The organism is Dactylosporangium sp. NPDC006015 (assembly GCF_040614215.1).
Taxonomy (GTDB): Bacteria; Actinomycetota; Actinomycetes; order Mycobacteriales; family Micromonosporaceae; genus Dactylosporangium; species Dactylosporangium maewongense.
Genome location: NZ_JBEXUD010000027.1, coordinates 115,550 through 130,508, shown reverse-complemented (window position 1 = coordinate 130,508; position 14,959 = coordinate 115,550). Strand labels below are relative to the sequence as shown.

General features: G+C 74.9%; 13 protein-coding genes. 10 read left to right on the top strand and 3 right to left on the bottom strand.

The features are described 5' to 3' along the window. Positions 1–29 precede the first annotated feature (29 nt). Complete coding sequence (locus ABZ321_RS36840; protein ID WP_344512683.1) at positions 30–377, top strand: hypothetical protein; 348 nt, start codon at positions 30–32, stop codon at positions 375–377. On the opposite strand, the gene ABZ321_RS36835 is transcribed toward ABZ321_RS36840, so the two are convergent. Both ABZ321_RS36835 and ABZ321_RS36830 read right to left on the bottom strand, forming a co-directional pair. Further along, positions 359–1,372, bottom strand: coding sequence for a metallophosphoesterase family protein (locus ABZ321_RS36835; RefSeq protein ID WP_354900126.1), 1,014 nt, complete (start codon positions 1,370–1,372; stop codon positions 359–361). The genes ABZ321_RS36840 and ABZ321_RS36835 overlap by 19 nt on opposite strands. A gap of 93 nt (positions 1,373–1,465) precedes the next feature. Next, a complete protein-coding gene (locus ABZ321_RS36830; RefSeq protein ID WP_354900124.1) occupies positions 1,466–3,541 on the bottom strand; it encodes a hypothetical protein in 2,076 nt (691 codons plus the stop codon). 155 nt (positions 3,542–3,696) lie between these two features. Between ABZ321_RS36830 and ABZ321_RS36825 the strand changes: the two genes are divergently transcribed. The 9 genes from ABZ321_RS36825 (at position 3,697) to ABZ321_RS36785 (ending at position 13,460) form a co-directional block, all read left to right on the top strand. Then, on the top strand, positions 3,697–4,203 hold the full coding sequence (locus ABZ321_RS36825) for an RNA polymerase sigma factor (RefSeq protein WP_344512688.1): 507 nt from the start codon (positions 3,697–3,699) through the stop codon (positions 4,201–4,203). Then, positions 4,196–4,969 carry a DUF4232 domain-containing protein gene (locus tag ABZ321_RS36820; protein WP_354900122.1) on the top strand — a complete coding sequence of 258 codons (774 nt, stop codon included), beginning with the start codon at positions 4,196–4,198 and terminating at the stop codon, positions 4,967–4,969. The genes ABZ321_RS36825 and ABZ321_RS36820 overlap by 8 nt, the downstream gene beginning before the upstream one ends. A 114-nt stretch (positions 4,970–5,083) precedes the next feature. Then, positions 5,084–7,852, top strand: a complete 2,769-nt coding sequence (locus ABZ321_RS36815) for an EAL domain-containing protein (RefSeq protein WP_354900120.1) — start codon at positions 5,084–5,086, stop codon at positions 7,850–7,852. A gap of 142 nt (positions 7,853–7,994) precedes the next feature. Then, on the top strand, positions 7,995–8,348 hold the full coding sequence (locus ABZ321_RS36810; protein ID WP_354900118.1) for a DUF6223 family protein: 354 nt from the start codon (positions 7,995–7,997) through the stop codon (positions 8,346–8,348). Positions 8,349–8,534: 186 nt separating this feature from the next. Further along, on the top strand, positions 8,535–9,593 hold the full coding sequence (locus ABZ321_RS36805; RefSeq protein WP_354900117.1) for a hypothetical protein: 1,059 nt from the start codon (positions 8,535–8,537) through the stop codon (positions 9,591–9,593). Next, positions 9,593–10,846 carry a Dyp-type peroxidase gene (locus tag ABZ321_RS36800; RefSeq protein WP_354900115.1) on the top strand — a complete coding sequence of 418 codons (1,254 nt, stop codon included), beginning with the start codon at positions 9,593–9,595 and terminating at the stop codon, positions 10,844–10,846. Before ABZ321_RS36805 ends, ABZ321_RS36800 begins: the two co-directional genes overlap by 1 nt. Positions 10,847–10,904: 58 nt before the next feature. Continuing rightward, positions 10,905–11,798 carry a hypothetical protein gene (locus ABZ321_RS36795; protein WP_354900113.1) on the top strand — a complete coding sequence of 298 codons (894 nt, stop codon included), beginning with the start codon at positions 10,905–10,907 and terminating at the stop codon, positions 11,796–11,798. Between the two features lie 67 nt (positions 11,799–11,865). Then, positions 11,866–12,549 (top strand): ribonuclease HII, encoded by a 684-nt coding sequence (locus ABZ321_RS36790; RefSeq protein ID WP_354900111.1) that lies wholly within the window; start codon positions 11,866–11,868, stop codon positions 12,547–12,549. Between the two features lie 14 nt (positions 12,550–12,563). Beyond that, a complete protein-coding gene (locus ABZ321_RS36785; RefSeq protein ID WP_354900161.1) occupies positions 12,564–13,460 on the top strand; it encodes a DUF3500 domain-containing protein in 897 nt (298 codons plus the stop codon). A 3-nt stretch (positions 13,461–13,463) separates the two neighbouring features. Here ABZ321_RS36785 and ABZ321_RS36780 read toward each other — a convergent pair whose 3' ends face one another. Continuing rightward, entirely contained in the window at positions 13,464–14,918 is a 1,455-nt protein-coding gene (locus ABZ321_RS36780) for a protein adenylyltransferase SelO (protein WP_354900109.1), read from the bottom strand. Between the last annotated feature and the right edge of the window lie 41 nt (positions 14,919–14,959).

The following is a 14,959-nucleotide window of genomic DNA, read 5'->3' as shown; positions in this document are numbered from 1 at the left end:
GGCATGAGCAGAACGGTAGGCTGCCCCGCATGTCCGCCTATGGCCCAGCGCTGTTCGTGTCCAGGAACGACGGCGCGGCGGTCCCGCCGGAGGAACAGGAGACGATCCTGCACCTGGTCCGCGCCGCCGCCGCCACCGTCCGCCTGAAGGACGAGCAGGGCGCGCCCGCCGACCCCCGCGTCTACGACTACGACGAGTACGAGCCGCTCGCCCTCGGTGTGCTGCTGTACTCCGGCTACGCGTACGGCCAGATGCCGGAGGAGATCCAGCAGGACCAGGACGACGCCTGGACCGCGGAGACCACCCGCGTCGCGGCAGAGGTCGACCGCCACGCTCCCGGGGTCTACGCCTTCACCGGCTACGGCGTCGAGGACTGAGCCCCGGGCAGGTCGGGCAGGGGCACGCCGAGGGCGGTGGCCAGTTCGAGGGTCCGGCGCGGCGTGACGCAGCGCCGGGTCAGTGCGGCCTCGTCGAGGCGGCCGGTGCGGGCCTGGAAGAGCACCGGGGCGGCCGGGTGCGCCCGCAGGGCCGCGTCGGGGAGCTCACGGGCGAGCGCCTGGGCGGCGGCGACGAGGGCCGGCAGCGACGAGCGCAGCAGCTCGGCCCACGCCGCGACCTCGTCCAGCCACGGGTCCTGAGCGGGGGACAAAGTGCGGGACAGGGCGGCGGTCAGGTCGGGCCAGGTGTAGTCGCGCCAGGGGCGGGTGCGCAGGACGGGGAGCTGCCACTCGCGGCGGGTGACCGACCAGTGGTCGGCGTGGGCGGGGACCGCGTGGACGGTGCGGCCCGGCAGGACCAGGGCGGTCAGGTTCCAGCCGTGGCAGGCGCCGGTGTCCAGGCCGAAGACGCGGCCGTCGCGCAGCAGCGGCTCGCGGCCGGTGACGTGGTGGCCGAAGGCGACCGGCTCCGGGTCGGTGTAGTGCTCGTGCCAGTGGCCGGTCGGGACGATCCCGGCGAGGGCCTTCTCGCCGCTGGTCGAGCCGCACAGGATCTCTTCCCGCTGCTCGTCCAGCGGCACGCCCGGGACCAGCGCCGCGTGCACGACCCGGACGTGCTCGTTCTCGAAGAAGTACGGCAGGGTCCGCATCCACGCGACCGCGTCGGCGTAGCCGGCGCCGAGCTGCAGGCGGGTGATCTCCTGCGCGTAGGAGAGGACGCCGCGGACGTGCTTGCGCTCGTGGTTGCCCATGACGACGACGGAGTTGGGCCGGGAGCGGAAGAAGCCGACGACCTCGGCGGGTGACGGGCCGCGGTCGACCAGGTCCCCGACGCTGACGAGCAGGTCGTCGGGGCGCAGCGCGACGGCGTCGCAGAGCTCGAGCAGCTCGGTGAAACAGCCGTGGATGTCGCCGACGACGACGGTGCGTCCCATCCGCAGGAGCGTAGGAACGCGCCGTGGCGGCGCGCAATTGGTTTAGGCGAGGAAAGCGGTGACCCTGGTTGGCAAAAATCGCCGTGGCGATTCTTAAGGAGAAGGAAGGACCACCATGGCCTCGCCCTTGGATGCTAGCACCTGCCCCAGATCCACGGGATCGAATTGACTGTCCTGGTTGGACGGTCGGAAGACGTAGGCGGGGCCGCCGGTGAGGGCGGCGTCCGTGTCGTCGTAGCGGACCGGCATGCCGTCCCCGGCGGCCGGGGCGTGCCGGAACAGGTCGTGCACGCTCGGCAGGCTCGCCAGGTACTCGACGTACGGCGGCAGCGTCCCGGCCAGCAGCGCCCCGTTGAGCGACGCCGACTGGACGCGGGAGGGCAGGTTCGCGTCGAGGTACACCAGCTCGCGGCGGGACAGGTCGAGGTGGGCGACGAACTTCGTCAGCCCGGCGCCGCGGACCGGGAACGACAGCTGGACGCGGCCCGGCTCGAACAGCCTGCCCTCCTGCGGCTGCGAACCCCACTGCAGCGCGGCGTGCACGTCGCTGGCGGCGTCGAACGAGCGGCGGGAGAAGCACAGCAGGCTCCACACCGCGTAGCGGACGCCGGCGGCGGCGAGCTCGTCGAGGTAGAGGTCGATGAGCTGGCAGGCGCGGCCGTCGAGGTCCTTGGAGTTCGTCGGGTCGCCGGAGAACACCGCCGCGTCGCCGAACCGGTTGTGGTCCCAGCAGCAGGCGCCGACCGGCTGCCAGGCGTCGTCGAAGAAGTTCCAGCTGTTGTCGTACCAGATGTTGCCCACCGTGGGACCCGTCGCCCAGTAGGACGCGCTGCGCACGAACCGCACCTCGTCGGGGATGCCGAAGACGGTGCCGCGCCCGTACGGTGCGAGCTCGGCGTCGTTCGTCGGCAGCTTCACCTTCTCCGTCGCCGGGTCCAGCGCCACGGGCCCGGTGCCGGCGAGGCGGCGGGTCAGCTCGGCGTCGATCGCGGCCAGCACGGCGTCGCGCGGGCCGGCCGGCAGCCGGTCCCCGCCGGCCGCGACGACCTGCGCCCGCGACCAGTTGCCGCGCGGCGGGAACATGCGCCACTGCCGCGCGTCGACGGTCTCCAGGTGCCGCCGCAGCTGGAGCAGCCGCAGGGTCGTGAGGTCCCGGACGACGGTCCCGACGCCGGGCGCCTCGCCGAACGTGACGAGGAGCTGCCGCAGCCGGCGCGCGTACTCGCCCGGCCGGGTGGCGAGCAGGCCCGCCACGGCCGGGTCGCGGGCGGCGAGCAGCCGCTCCACGTCGGAGGCGAACCCGCGCACCGGGCGGCCGGTGTACAGCGCGTCGTACGCCGCCACGACCCGCGGGAACGCGGCCCGGTAGTCGCCGGGGTGCAGCGCGAAGAGCAGGCGCTTGAAGGGCTCCCGGCGCCGGGCGACGTCGTCGAGCAGGTGTGGGGCGCTCTCCAGCATGCCGAGCAGGTGCCGCCGCTCCGCCCGCGTGAAGCGGCGCAGCCGCTGGGCGGCGCGCAGGCCGGGGTCGCCGCCGGAGAGCGCGGCCGCGAGGCGCAGCACGTCGGTCGCGGTCGAGACGCGCGCCTCGACGCCGGTCTCCAGCAGCCGCACGGCGAGCCGGACCCGATTCTCCACGAAGGACACCCCGGCGAGGTCGACCGGCCCCTCGGTGAGGTCGGTGACGTCGCGCCACTGGTCGTCGGTCCAGCGCGCCGGCAGCGCGTGCAGCCCGGCGAGGATCCGTGGCAGCGTGGCGTCGTCGGCCGGGTGCAGCACCCGCGGCGCGGGCAGGTCCCGCAGCGGCGCCCGGGTCGCCTCCTCCTGCGTCACCAGCTCGTTGGGTAGCCCCCAGTACATGAGGATCTGCCGCAGCCAGTACTCCGCCTCGTCCATGGCGAGGACCTCGGCCGGGAAGTTCTTGTAGACGACGAAGTCCGCCATGCGCTTGTCGTCACCGGTCAGCGCGGCGAGCACCGGCTCGACGCCGGCCCACCACTGCCGCAGCTCGTCCTCGCCTGACGCGCTCAGCATGGTGTACGCGCGGGCGGACAGCGCGAAGCCGTAGTGGGCGATGTTCGCGGTCACGGTCGCGAGCGCCGCCGCCGGGGCGGTCCGCGGCGCCGGTGCGGGCATGGCGATGAGGTCGCGGGCGATCAGGACTCGTTGCACGCCCGTGAGGGTCCCGCACCCGCGGCACCACGGTCAAAGGCGTTTGCGGTGCCGGCCGGACCACCGCTGTCGGGTTCCCGCCTCGGTCCGCTCCAACCGGACGGCGATCGCGGCGTCTTAGGGTGCATGACCGGATGGTGGGGAGACAGATGTCAATGACGATGTGGGAGGCGGGCCCGGCGGTGGCCGAGACGGACGCCCGGCAGGAGTTCTTCGCGGCCGAGTATCCGCGGCTCGCGGGATGGGTGCGCAGGCAGGTCGGCGACGACGACACGGCGCACGACGTCGCGGCCGAGGCGTTCACCCGCCTGATGTCACGGTGGTCTGCGGCGCAGGAGCCGCATGCCTACCTGTACAAGACGGCGGTCAATCTGCTGAAGGACCACTGGCGGCGGACCCGCAAGGAGCGGCGCGCGCTGAGCCTCGTGGCGGCCGAGCAGGACCACGGCCCGGACGGCCGGCCCGACCGGGCCAGCGACCTGCGGGGGCTGCTCGAGCCGCTGCCCGAGCACCAGCGCACCGCGGTGCTGCTGCACTACCTCGCCGGGTTCTCGATCCGGGAGGTGTCGGCGATCGTCGGCCGGGCGGAAGGGACGGTCAAGTCGGATCTGTTTCAGGCGCGGGCGCGCATTCGAGTGGAGTTGGGTGACAATGATGACTGACCGTTTCGAGACCTGGTTGGACGAGCAGCAGGTCGAGCTCCTCGCTCCGCCTCCGGGCGCGTATCCGAGCATCGCCCGGTCCGCGCGGCGCCGGCGGGCCGGCCGGGCGGTCGCCGGGGTGGCCGCCGCGACCCTCGCCGTCGCGGTAGCCGTGGGCGCCGTGCACCAGTTCATGAACGCGACCCCGCCGCCGGACCTGCCCGCGTCGACGCCGACCGCAGGGCCGACGAAAGGGCCGACGGAGGCGCCGACGACAGCGCCGACAGACAGGCCGACGGCGGCAGGCAGCACCGGTGCTTCCGCACCCGCCGGCAGCGCGACGACGCAGCAGGTGACCGGGCGGTGCCGGACGGACGAGCTGCGGGTGACCGCCATTGGCGCGCCCGGCGGCGGCGCGATGGGCGGCGTGTACACGTGGCTCGTCTTCACCAACACGTCCGGCCGGACGTGCTCGTTGTACGGGTTCCCGGGCGTGTCGTACGTGACGGGGGCGTCCGGCACCCAGATCAACGAGCCGGCGGTGCGGGAAGGCACCACTGCGGTGCGGGTCGACCTCGCTCCGGGGCAGGGCGCCCACGCCCAGGTACGAACCGGGCAATCAGGCGCATACCCTGACACGTGCCATCCTGTCGAGGCGGCCGGGTACCGGGTGTACGTGCCCGACGAGACGGCGTCCGTGTTCGTGCCATGGCGGGTGAAGGTGTGCTCGACCGACGGCGTCAACGGCATGCTGATCGGCCCGGTGTTCCCGGGGACGTCCGGATAGTCGCGGACACGCGCCGGAGCGGGTACGGTGCCTCGGCAGGCGGTGGTCGCTCAGGTCCCGCGGGTCGCGGTCGATGAGCATCTGGGACGGGGCGGGTAGAAGGACGGGCTGCAGATGACGGGATCGGGACAGCCGAGCCCGGTGGCGCGGCTCCGTGACGCGGTGTTCGGGGCTTCTCGCGCCGATATCGCCCTTCAGACCGGGATTGTCCTGATCGCGTGGGTATGGTTCGCGGTCAACGTCCAGGGCCCGGTCGGCTCCCCGGTGCTCGGCTGGGTGCCGAACCTGTGCTCCGCCGCGCTGGCCGGCGCCGCGCTCTGGACCGTCGGCACCGGCCCGCGGGTGAACCCGGCCGCGGCCCGGTTCTGGCGGTACATGGGCGCCGGCACCCTCCTCGTGGGTGTCGGCTCCGTGGTCCGCGGGATCCAGGCGATCAACGAGCCGCGGGGCAGCATCGGCCCGGTGGACGGCGCGATCTACCTGGTCGCGGTGCTGCTGGAAGGGTGGGCGCTGCTACGGCTGCCGCTCGGGCTGGAGCGCGGCCGGCGGCGGGTCACGTTCCTGCTCGACGCGTGCACGGTCGTCGTCGCCGGCGGGCTGTTCCTGTGGCAGTTCTGGCTGCGCCCGTCGCTGGAGCGCGACAGCGGCAACCAGGCCGCGTTCGTCACGGGGCTGGTCACGCTGGTCGTGTCGATGCTGGCACTGTTCGCGATCGTGAAGGTGGCGCTGACCGGCACGTCGACCGTCGACAAGGCCGCGCTGCAGTGGTTCGGCCTCGCGATCGTCGTCGGGGCGCTCGCGTCGGCGCCGGAGGCGCTGCTGCCGCCCGGCGCACCCAGCCCGAGCCAGCTCGCGGTGCCGCTGAGCTGCCTGTTCGCCGTGTTCGCCGCCCGCCTGGAGCGCCGCGGCCGGACCGCGCCGGACCCGGCGGTCACGGGAGGGCGCCGCCGGCCGTTCAGCGTCATGCCTTACGTGGCCGTCGCCGCCAGCAACGTGCTGCTGCTGTTCGTCATGTCCTCCGACGACCCCGGCGAGCGGCTCGGTGCCGCCGTCGGCGTGGTGATCCTCGCCGTGCTGGTCATCGCCCGGCAGATGCTCACGTTCCAGGACAACACCCGGCTCGTCGCCCGGCTCGACGCGGGCATGGTCGAGCTCGGCGACCGGGAGCGCCGCTTCCGCTCCCTCGTGCAGAACGCCTCCGACCTCATCACCGTCACCGACGCCGACGGCGTCCTGACCTACGTCAGCCCCGGCGCGACCCGCCTGCTCGGGCTCCCGGCCGAGCAGTGGCCGGGCCGGCCCGCCGCCGACATGCTCTACGTCGACGACGTGGACCTCGTGCTCACGGCGTACCAACGCGTCATCGACGACCCAGGGGCCCCGGCCGTCTTCCAGGCCCGGCTCGCGCACGCCGACGGCAGCTGGCGCTGGGCCGAGATCACGATGGCGAACCTCCTGCACGACCCCGGCGTCGCCGGCATCGTCTGCAACTCCCGCGACATCACCGACGCCCGGGACTTCCAGCAGCGGCTGAGCCACCAGGCCAGCCACGACGCGCTCACCGACCTCGCCAACCGCAGCCTCTTCGGCGAACGGGTCTCCGAGGCGCTCGCCGCCGGCCCGCCCGAGCGGCTCCGCGTGCTGCTCATCGACCTCAACGAGTTCAAGACCGTCAACGACACCCTGGGCCACGCCGTCGGCGACGCGCTGCTGATCGCCGCCGCCAACCGCCTCCGCGGCGCGGTCCGGCGCGCCGACACCGTCGCCAGGCTGGGCGGCGACGAGTTCGCGGTGCTGCTGGAGCACGCCGACGACGAGGCCGCCCTCGCGGTCATCGCCCGCATCGCCGCCGCGTTCGAGGAGCCCGTCCACGTCGACGGCCACCGGCTGCGGCTGGCCGCCAGCATCGGCGTGGCGCTCGGCACCGTCGCCGCCACGCCCCAGGAGCTGCTGCGCCGCGCCGACGTCGCGATGTACGCGGCGAAGGCCGACCGCGACGGCCCCCGCATCCGCCACGTCGACTACGCCGCGCCGCTGGACGTCCAGGTCCAGGCCCGCGCCACGCTCGAACGCGACCTGCGCACCGGTATCGACGAGGAGCGGTTCTCCGTCGTGTACCAGCCGATCGTGGCGCTCGCCGGGGCCGCCGCCGCATTGGACCCGGGCACTGACCCGGGCGCGGCCCCGGCCGTGGTCCCGGTCATGGTCGAGGCGCTGGTCCGCTGGGAGCACCCGGACCTCGGCACGGTCTCCCCGGGCGACTTCATCCCCGTGGCCGAGGCGTCCGGTCTCATCGTGCCCCTCGGCCGGTGGATTCTCGCGCAGACCTGCCGTCAGGCGGTGCGCTGGCATCAGCTGTACGGCGACGCCGCCCCACGGATGAGCGTCAACGTCTCGGCCCGCCAGCTGCAGGAGGCCGACTTCGCCGCCGAGGTGGCGCGGCTGCTGGCGGCGTCCGGCCTCGCCCCGCACCGGCTCACCGTCGAGATCACGGAGACCGCCACCCTGCACCCCTCCTGCGTCCAGTCCGTGCACGCCCTGCGCGCGCTCGGGGTGCGCATCTCGCTCGACGATTTCGGCACCGGCCACTCCAGCCTCAGTACCCTGCAGACCTGCCCCGTCGACGAGATCAAGCTCGACCGGGCCTTCACCGGCACCTGTACGGCCCCCGACGGTCGTACGGTCGCCGCCGCCGTCATCCAGATGGCCCGCGCGCTGCGTCTCGACGCCGTCGCCGAGGGCATCGAGACACCGGCGCAGGCCCAGCGGCTGCGCGAGCTCGGCTACCCCCACGGCCAGGGCTACCACTTCGCGAAGCCACAGCCTGCGGAGGCCATCGACGCGCTGCTGGCCGCCGGCACGCCGACCGTCGCCGCCCACTGAGCGCAACGCCCGCCGTAGCCCGCCCGCCGCGGACTACGCCGCCGGTCGTAGCCGGTCGCGCCCTGCGCACGACGACCGCGGCCCGCCGTGGTTCCTACGGTGACGCATGTACCTCCCACATGCGCTCGAGAGGAGCCCTCCAATGCTCGCTTCCGTCGACCCAACGGCGGCCACCGTGGCCATGATGAGCGCCGGCCGTGGCACGGCGATCCTGGCCGGCGTGATCGCCCTGCTCGGCATCGCCATCGGCGCCGCGACCCTGAACCGCACCTCGCGCGCCGAGGACCCCGGCAACCTGCTGCGCTGGACCTTCGCCGCGCCCGTCCTGGGCGCGTTCGCGGTGGTCCTCGGCACCGTCGTCGTCGCGACCGCCGACGGCGGCGTGGGCACCGGCAACGGCCTGGCCGGCGGCGTCGTCGCCATCGTCCTCGGCCTGACCGCCGCCGTCCTCGGCGGGCTGGCCCTGCGCCGCACCCGTTCCCGCCGCACCGGCTGACACCGAGCCGCCGCGGGCTCGACGGAGGTCCGTCCGGCGGGACCTGGCCGCCCGGGCCGGACGCGGGCGGTCCGCGCTCGAACGGGCCGGTGGCGCGCGACGATCGGGCAGGTGCGTGTCGGCGGGCCGGTGGAATCGCCGCCACGGGTATTGACCAGGATCGGGCCGGCTGGTTACAGATCAACTGTGACCACGAAGGAGCCCGCCCTGAAGCGACTCGCGACGATCGCCACCGCCGTGCTGCTCGCCGTGTCGGCCGGATGCGCCGACGACCCGGCGGGCGGACCGTCCGAGGCGGGCGCGCCGCAGGACGTGTGCGGCCCGATCGAGCGGCTCCAGCCCGACGAGGTGCTCGGCGGGGCGCCCGCCGGGCACCGGCCCTGCGCGGCGGACTCCACGGCGGGCATGCTCGGCGTCGCGGTGTGGACCGCCGCCGACGGCAGGCGGGTCTCCGTCGGCGTCGCGGGCGGCGCGCACGCGGCCACGTTCGAGCAGCTGTACGCGGCGGCGCCCGAACCCCAGCGGTGCACCGCGGGCGGGGGCGTGCGCTGCGTCGACAAGACCAGCACCGGCCAGGCCGAGACCGGGACGCTCATCGTCGAGCGGGGCAGCACGTACCTCGTCGTCTGGCTCTCCGACACCGGCGGCCACCAGGCCGGGCTCGACGTCCCGGCGGAGCGTCGCCCGGCGTTCCTGCGCCTCGCCGCGGCGGCGATGCGGTCCGTCTACGGCACTGAGGTGCACTTCCCCGACGCTGCCGCCGGCCGGTCGCCCGCGGGGAACACGGCGGCGCCCACCGGCACCGGCACCGGCACCGGCACCGGCACCGGCAGCGGCAGCGGCAGCGGCAGCGCAGGCTCGGCCGACCCAGTCGTCGCCGAGCTCGGCAAGCTCGGCTACCAGCGCACGATGACCGGCGGGTACCAGTCGCCGCAGCTGGGCCGGAAGGTCACCATCGAGGACTGGAAGCCGGCGTCCGGTGCAGGGCCGACCGTGCAGCTGTCGGACGCGCCGCCCGGCCGGCCCGGCGCCCTCGCCGTCGCCGACGTCGACTGGGGGCAGGTCGGCCAGTACCAGCGGTTCCTGTGCGAGCCCGACGACGCCACCGCGTTCAAGGTCGCCCGCAGCATCGACCTGTCCCGCATCGTCAAGGACAACGTCACCAACGGCGTCACCCAGCCGCAGCCCGGCCCCAGCGGCTCCCGCACCGTCGCCGGCAACGGCGTCACCTGCACCGCCCGGTGATGGAGCGGCCCACACCGGGCGACCGTCCGGCGGAGCCGGCCGGAGGGCCGCTCAGCAGGCGTGCCCTGCTGGCCGGTGGCGCGCTGGCCGCGGGAGGGGTGGTCGCCGCCGGCGTGGCGGCCGTGCGCGGCAGCACCGGCGACGGGCCCGGCCCGGCGCCCGCGCCGGCCGCGGAGCTGGGCGGGCTGATGGTGCCGTTCTACGGCGCGCACCAGGCGGGTGTGGAGACGCCGGCGCAGGCGCACGCCGCGTTCGTCGCGCTCGATCTCGCCGAGGGCGTGGACCGGGCGGCGCTGCGCCGGATGATGCTGGTGCTCACCGACGGCGCGGCGCGGCTGACGCAGGGCCGCGCGCCGCTCGCGGACGGCCAGCCGGAGCTGGCGCACCTGCCGTCCCGGCTGACCGTCACGTTCGGGTTCGGGCCGCGGCTGTTCGACGTCGCCGGGCTCGCCGGGCGGCGGCCGGCGTCGCTGGAGCAGCTGCCCGCGTTCGGCATCGACCGGCTGCAGGAGCGGTGGAGCGGCGGCGACGTGCTGCTGCAGCTCTGCGCCGACGACCCGCTGACCGTCGCCCACGCGCAGCGCATGCTGGTGAAGGACGCACGGTCGTTTGCCACCGTACGATGGGTGCAGCGCGGGTTCCGCCGCGGTCGCGGCATGCAGGGCGACGGGGTGACCCAGCGCAACGTCCTCGGCCAGCTCGACGGCACCGGCAACCCGGCTCCGGGCACCCCGGCCTTCGCGGGCGCGGTCTGGACCGACGCCGGACCGGCCTGGCTGCACGGCGGGACGACGGTGGTGGTGCGCCGGATCCGCGCGGAGCTGGAGGCGTGGGACGCCACCGGCACCGCCGGCAAGGAGTCCGCCGTCGGCCGGCGGCTGTCCGACGGTGCGCCGCTCACCGGGCGGCACGAGCTGGACGAGCCGGACCTCACCGCGAAGGACGCGCACGGGCGCCCGGTCATCCCGGAGCTCTCGCACATCGCCCGCGCCCAGGTGGGCTCGGACCGGCTGCGGATCTTCCGCCGCGCGTACAACTACGACGAGCCGCCCGCCCCGGACGGCACCGCCGACAGCGGGCTCGTCTTCGCCTCGTTCCAGCGCGACGTCGGCGAGCAGTTCGTCCCCATCCAGCGCAGGCTCGCCGAGGCCGACCTGATGAACGAGTGGATCACCCCGATCGGGTCCGCGGTCTTCGCCGTCCCGCCCGGCTGCGCTCCCGGCGGCTGGGTCGGCGAGCGGCTGCTCAGGTAGCCGGACGGGGATCGGCACCCGCTCGCCCCGATCGATGCCCTTCCGCGAGAATGGGTCGATGGACGTCGACGTCTGGTATCGGACACTGAGGATGGCGGTCGGGACGTACGTGCTGCACCTGCACGACGCCGAGATCGAGGCGGCCGGGCAGCTCTACTGCGTCAGCCCCGGGAACCGGCCGTCCGGCTCCGACGACGGGCGGGTCCCGGCGCCGGCGGAGGACGCGGCGCGGTGGCGGGCGGCGACGGAGGCGGCGCTCGCGGCCCTGAGGTCGGTGGAGGAGCGGGACCGCGCGGCGCGGCGGCAGCTGCACCGGCCGGACCAGGCCTGGCAGGGAGTGTGGTGGGAACTCCGCCGCGACCGGTTGCACCGGGACTACGAGGTGCGGAAGGCGGCACTGGAGGTCGAGGTGCGGGCGGCCTACCGCGCCTTCCGGGACGAGGCCGGCGACCTCACCGACCACATCGCGGCGTGGCGGGAGCGCTGGGCGCGGGAGGAGCGGGAACGGGAGGAGCAGTCGCGGGCGGAGCGGGTCGCGGCGGTGCGGGCAGGCGCCGACGGCGCCGTCTGGACCTACCGGATCGGAGACCACGGCGGCCACCGCCGGGTGCTGATCTGGCTGCCCGCCGTCGAGCGCGGCGACGGCGACGAGCGCGGTGCGGTCATCCGTGACCTGACGGCCCGGCAGGTGCAGAAGATGATCGGGGAGCGGCGCGGCCGGGACCCGTACCTGTGGATCGCCTGGCGGGAGGCGACCGGGAGGGCGATGCAGGAGTGGTACGAGGACGAGGCACGTCCCGCCGGCAGTGCGCGGGTCGCCACGGACGTCGGGGCGTGGGCGGCGCTGACCGGCGTGGTCGTCGAGCCGGTGGTGTGGCGGCCCGGCGAGCTCGAAGGGCTGCGTGTGGCACCGCCGAGCCGCGGCTCCGGCCCGTCCGGCGTCTCGTCCTGAGCGGGGCGGGCTCGGTGGCGTCTGGTTGACTGGGGCACCCGATCGCCGTCGTACGAGGAGCCGCGCCGTGGCCGCACGAGTGACCCGCAGGGTGACCCCGACCCTCGACGTGGAGGGCGCGCTGTGGGGGCGCGGGCACCTGACGGTCGCCGGGATGGACGAGGTCGGGCGTGGGGCGTGGGCCGGGCCGATCGCCGTCGGGATCGCGGTGGTCGCCGGGGACTGCCCGCCCGTGCCGGAGGGGCTGGCCGACTCGAAGTTCCTGTCGGAGGCGCAGCGGGAGCGGATGGTGCCCGTCGTGCGGGAGTGGGTGCGGCACTGGGCGGTGGGGGAGGCCAGCGCCGAGGAGGTCGACGAGCTCGGGGTGACGGCGGCACTGCGGAAGGCGGGGTGGCGGGCCCTCGCGGCGCTGCCGGAGCACCCCGACGTGATCATTCTCGACGGGGCGCACGACTACCTCAGCGACCCGATGGAGGAGACGCTGTTCTGCCCGGAGCGCAGCATCCCGCCGGTGCGCACCGAGGTGAAGGGCGACGCGCGGTGCGCGGTCGTCGCGGCGGCGTCGATCCTGGCGAAGTCGCACCGGGACCTGTACATGGCGGCGCTCTCGGCCGAGTTCCCGCAGTACGGGTGGGAGCGCAACGCGGGGTACGGGGGCGCGGCCGAGCACGTCGACGGGGTCGCGGCGCACGGGCTGAGTGTCCACCACCGCAGGTCGTGGCGGATGGCGGCTGGTACAACGGGAGCATGACGACAGCTGCGGCGATGAGGGCCGAGGCGGCCGCGCTCCTGGCACTCGCACCGAAGGCGGGGCTGCCGTTCGAGGACGACGCGCACCGGCGCTGGATCGAGTACCGGCCGCGGCCACGGCCGGGCGTGAGCCTCGGCGCGCTGGACCCGGAGGGGCGCAAGGCGGCGCACCGGCTGCTCGCCACGGGGCTGCGCCCGCACGCGTTCGCGCAGGCGACCGTGATCCTCGCGCTCGAGGAGGTGCTCGACCGCGAGGAAGGCTACCGGCGTGGCCGGCACAGCAACGACTACACGATCGTCGTGTTCGGCACGCCGGACGTCGCCGGGCGCTGGGGCTGGCGGTTCGAGGGGCATCACCTGTCGGTGACGATGACGCTCGACGGCGACACGGTCTCGCCGGCGCCGGTGTTCCTCGGTGCGAACCCGCTCGGCACCTGGTATCGCGGCCGGCCCGTGGTGCGGCCGCTCGCGCCGGAGGAGGAGCTCGGCTGGGCGGTGCTGGACGCGGTCCCGCGGGATCTCCTGCCGCGCGTCGTGCTGCGGCCGGCGGCGCCGTCGGACATCCACAGTGGACCGCGGGCGGCGGTCCCGCCGGTGCCGGAAGGCGTCCCGGCGGTCGAGCTGCCCGATCCGGCGCGGCTGCTGCTGGACGAGCTCGTCGCCGTGTACCTGGACCGGCTGCCGGAGGACGTCGCGCCGGCCGTGGACCGGGACCGGCTGTCGTTCGCATGGGAGGGCGCGACCGGGCGCACCGGCCGGCACTACTACCGCGTGCAGGGCCCCGACCTGCTCATCGAATACGACAACACCGCCGACGACCTCAACCACGCCCACACCGTGCTGCGCCGCCCCGACTCGGACTTCGGCGCCGACGTCCTCGCCGAGCACCGGGCCGACTGGCACGCCCGGTAGGGCTCAGGTGCCGCAGAAGGTCTGGAACGAGGCGCCGAAGCCCTCGGGCGCGGGAGCGGCGTAGCGCTCCAGGCCGGGCCGCTCGGTGTACGGGTCGGCGAGGACCTCGACGAGCTCGGTGAGCGGCGCCAGGTCCCCGCCGGTCGCGGCGGCCAGCGCCGCCTCGACGAGGTGGTTGCGGGGGATGTAGACCGGGTTGACGCGGTCCATGGCGCCGGCGTCGGGGGCGAGCGCCTGCCACCGCGCCAGCCACGCGCCGGCTAGGGGGTCGGGCAGGAGGCCGCGGAACCGGCCGGCGTCGCCGCGGGCGGCCACGGCGAGGGCGCGGAAGGCCGACGTGTAGTCGACGCCCTTGGTCTGCAGCAGCGTGAGCAGGTCCTCGACCAGCGGCGCGGCCACGTCGTCGGCGAGTCCCGCCGGCAGGCCGAGCTTGGCGCGCATGCCGGCGGACCAGGCGGCGTCGTGCCGGCGGCGGAATTCCCCGAGGGCGGCCACGGCCAGCTCGACGGCGCGGTCCTGCACCTCGTCGAACAGCGGCAGCATCGCCTCGGCGAGCCGGGCGAGGTTCCACTCCGCGACGACCGGCTGGTTGCCGTAGGCGTACCGGCCGCCGTGGTCGATCGAGCTGTAGACCGTCGCCGGGTCGTAGGCGTCCATGAACGCGCACGGCCCGTAGTCGATGGTCTCGCCGGAGATCGTCATGTTGTCGGTGTTCATGACGCCGTGCACGAACCCGACGAGCATCCACCGTGCGACGAGGTCGGCCTGTGCCGCGACGACCGCCTCGAACAGCGCGAGGTAGGGCTGCTCGGCGCCGGCCGCGGCCGGGTGGTGGCGGGCGATCGCGTGGTCGGCGAGGCGCCGCAGCAGGCCGGTGTCGCCGGTGACGGTGGCGTACTGGAAGCTGCCCACCCGCAGGTGACTGGCCGCCACCCGGGCGAGGACGGCACCGGGCAGCATCGCCTCCCGGCGGACGGGGCGGCCGGTCGCGGTGACGGCGAGCGAGCGGGTCGTGGGGATGCCGAGCGCGTGCATGGCCCCGCTGACCACGTGCTCGCGCAGCATCGGCCCGACCACGGCGAGCCCGTCGCCGCCGCGGGCGAACGGGGTCCTGCCAGAGCCCTTCAGGTGCAGGTCGCGGAGCCGCCCGCCGGCGTCGATCTCGCCCAGCAGCAGCGCCCGGCCGTCGCCGAGCCGCGGGTTGAACCCGCCGAACTGGTGCCCGGCGTAGGCCTGCGCGACGGGCGTGGCGCCGTCGGGCACGGCCGCGCCGACCAGCAGCCGGACGCCGTCGGGTGAGCGCAGCCACGCCGGGTCGAGGCCCAGGTCGGCGGCCAGGGCCTCGTCGAGCACGAGCAGCCGTGGCTCGGGGAACTGCTCGGCCTGCCACGGCACCGCCATCTCGGGCAGCTCACGGGCGAAGCGGTTGCCGAGGGTGACGGCCGTTGCGATGCTCACCCGGTCGAGAGTACGTCCCACTGGCGGGTGATCCGCTCAGC

Coding starts and splice junctions, on each gene's coding strand:
- ABZ321_RS36840 (WP_344512683.1), top strand. CDS start 30: ATGTCCGCCTATGGCCCAGCGCTGTTCGTGTCCAGGAACGACGGCGCG.
- ABZ321_RS36835 (WP_354900126.1), bottom strand. CDS start 1,372: ATGGGACGCACCGTCGTCGTCGGCGACATCCACGGCTGTTTCACCGAG.
- ABZ321_RS36825 (WP_344512688.1), top strand. CDS start 3,697: ATGACGATGTGGGAGGCGGGCCCGGCGGTGGCCGAGACGGACGCCCGG.
- ABZ321_RS36820 (WP_354900122.1), top strand. CDS start 4,196: ATGACTGACCGTTTCGAGACCTGGTTGGACGAGCAGCAGGTCGAGCTC.
- ABZ321_RS36815 (WP_354900120.1), top strand. CDS start 5,084: ATGACGGGATCGGGACAGCCGAGCCCGGTGGCGCGGCTCCGTGACGCG.
- ABZ321_RS36810 (WP_354900118.1), top strand. CDS start 7,995: ATGCTCGCTTCCGTCGACCCAACGGCGGCCACCGTGGCCATGATGAGC.
- ABZ321_RS36800 (WP_354900115.1), top strand. CDS start 9,593: ATGGAGCGGCCCACACCGGGCGACCGTCCGGCGGAGCCGGCCGGAGGG.
- ABZ321_RS36795 (WP_354900113.1), top strand. CDS start 10,905: ATGGACGTCGACGTCTGGTATCGGACACTGAGGATGGCGGTCGGGACG.
- ABZ321_RS36785 (WP_354900161.1), top strand. CDS start 12,564: ATGAGGGCCGAGGCGGCCGCGCTCCTGGCACTCGCACCGAAGGCGGGG.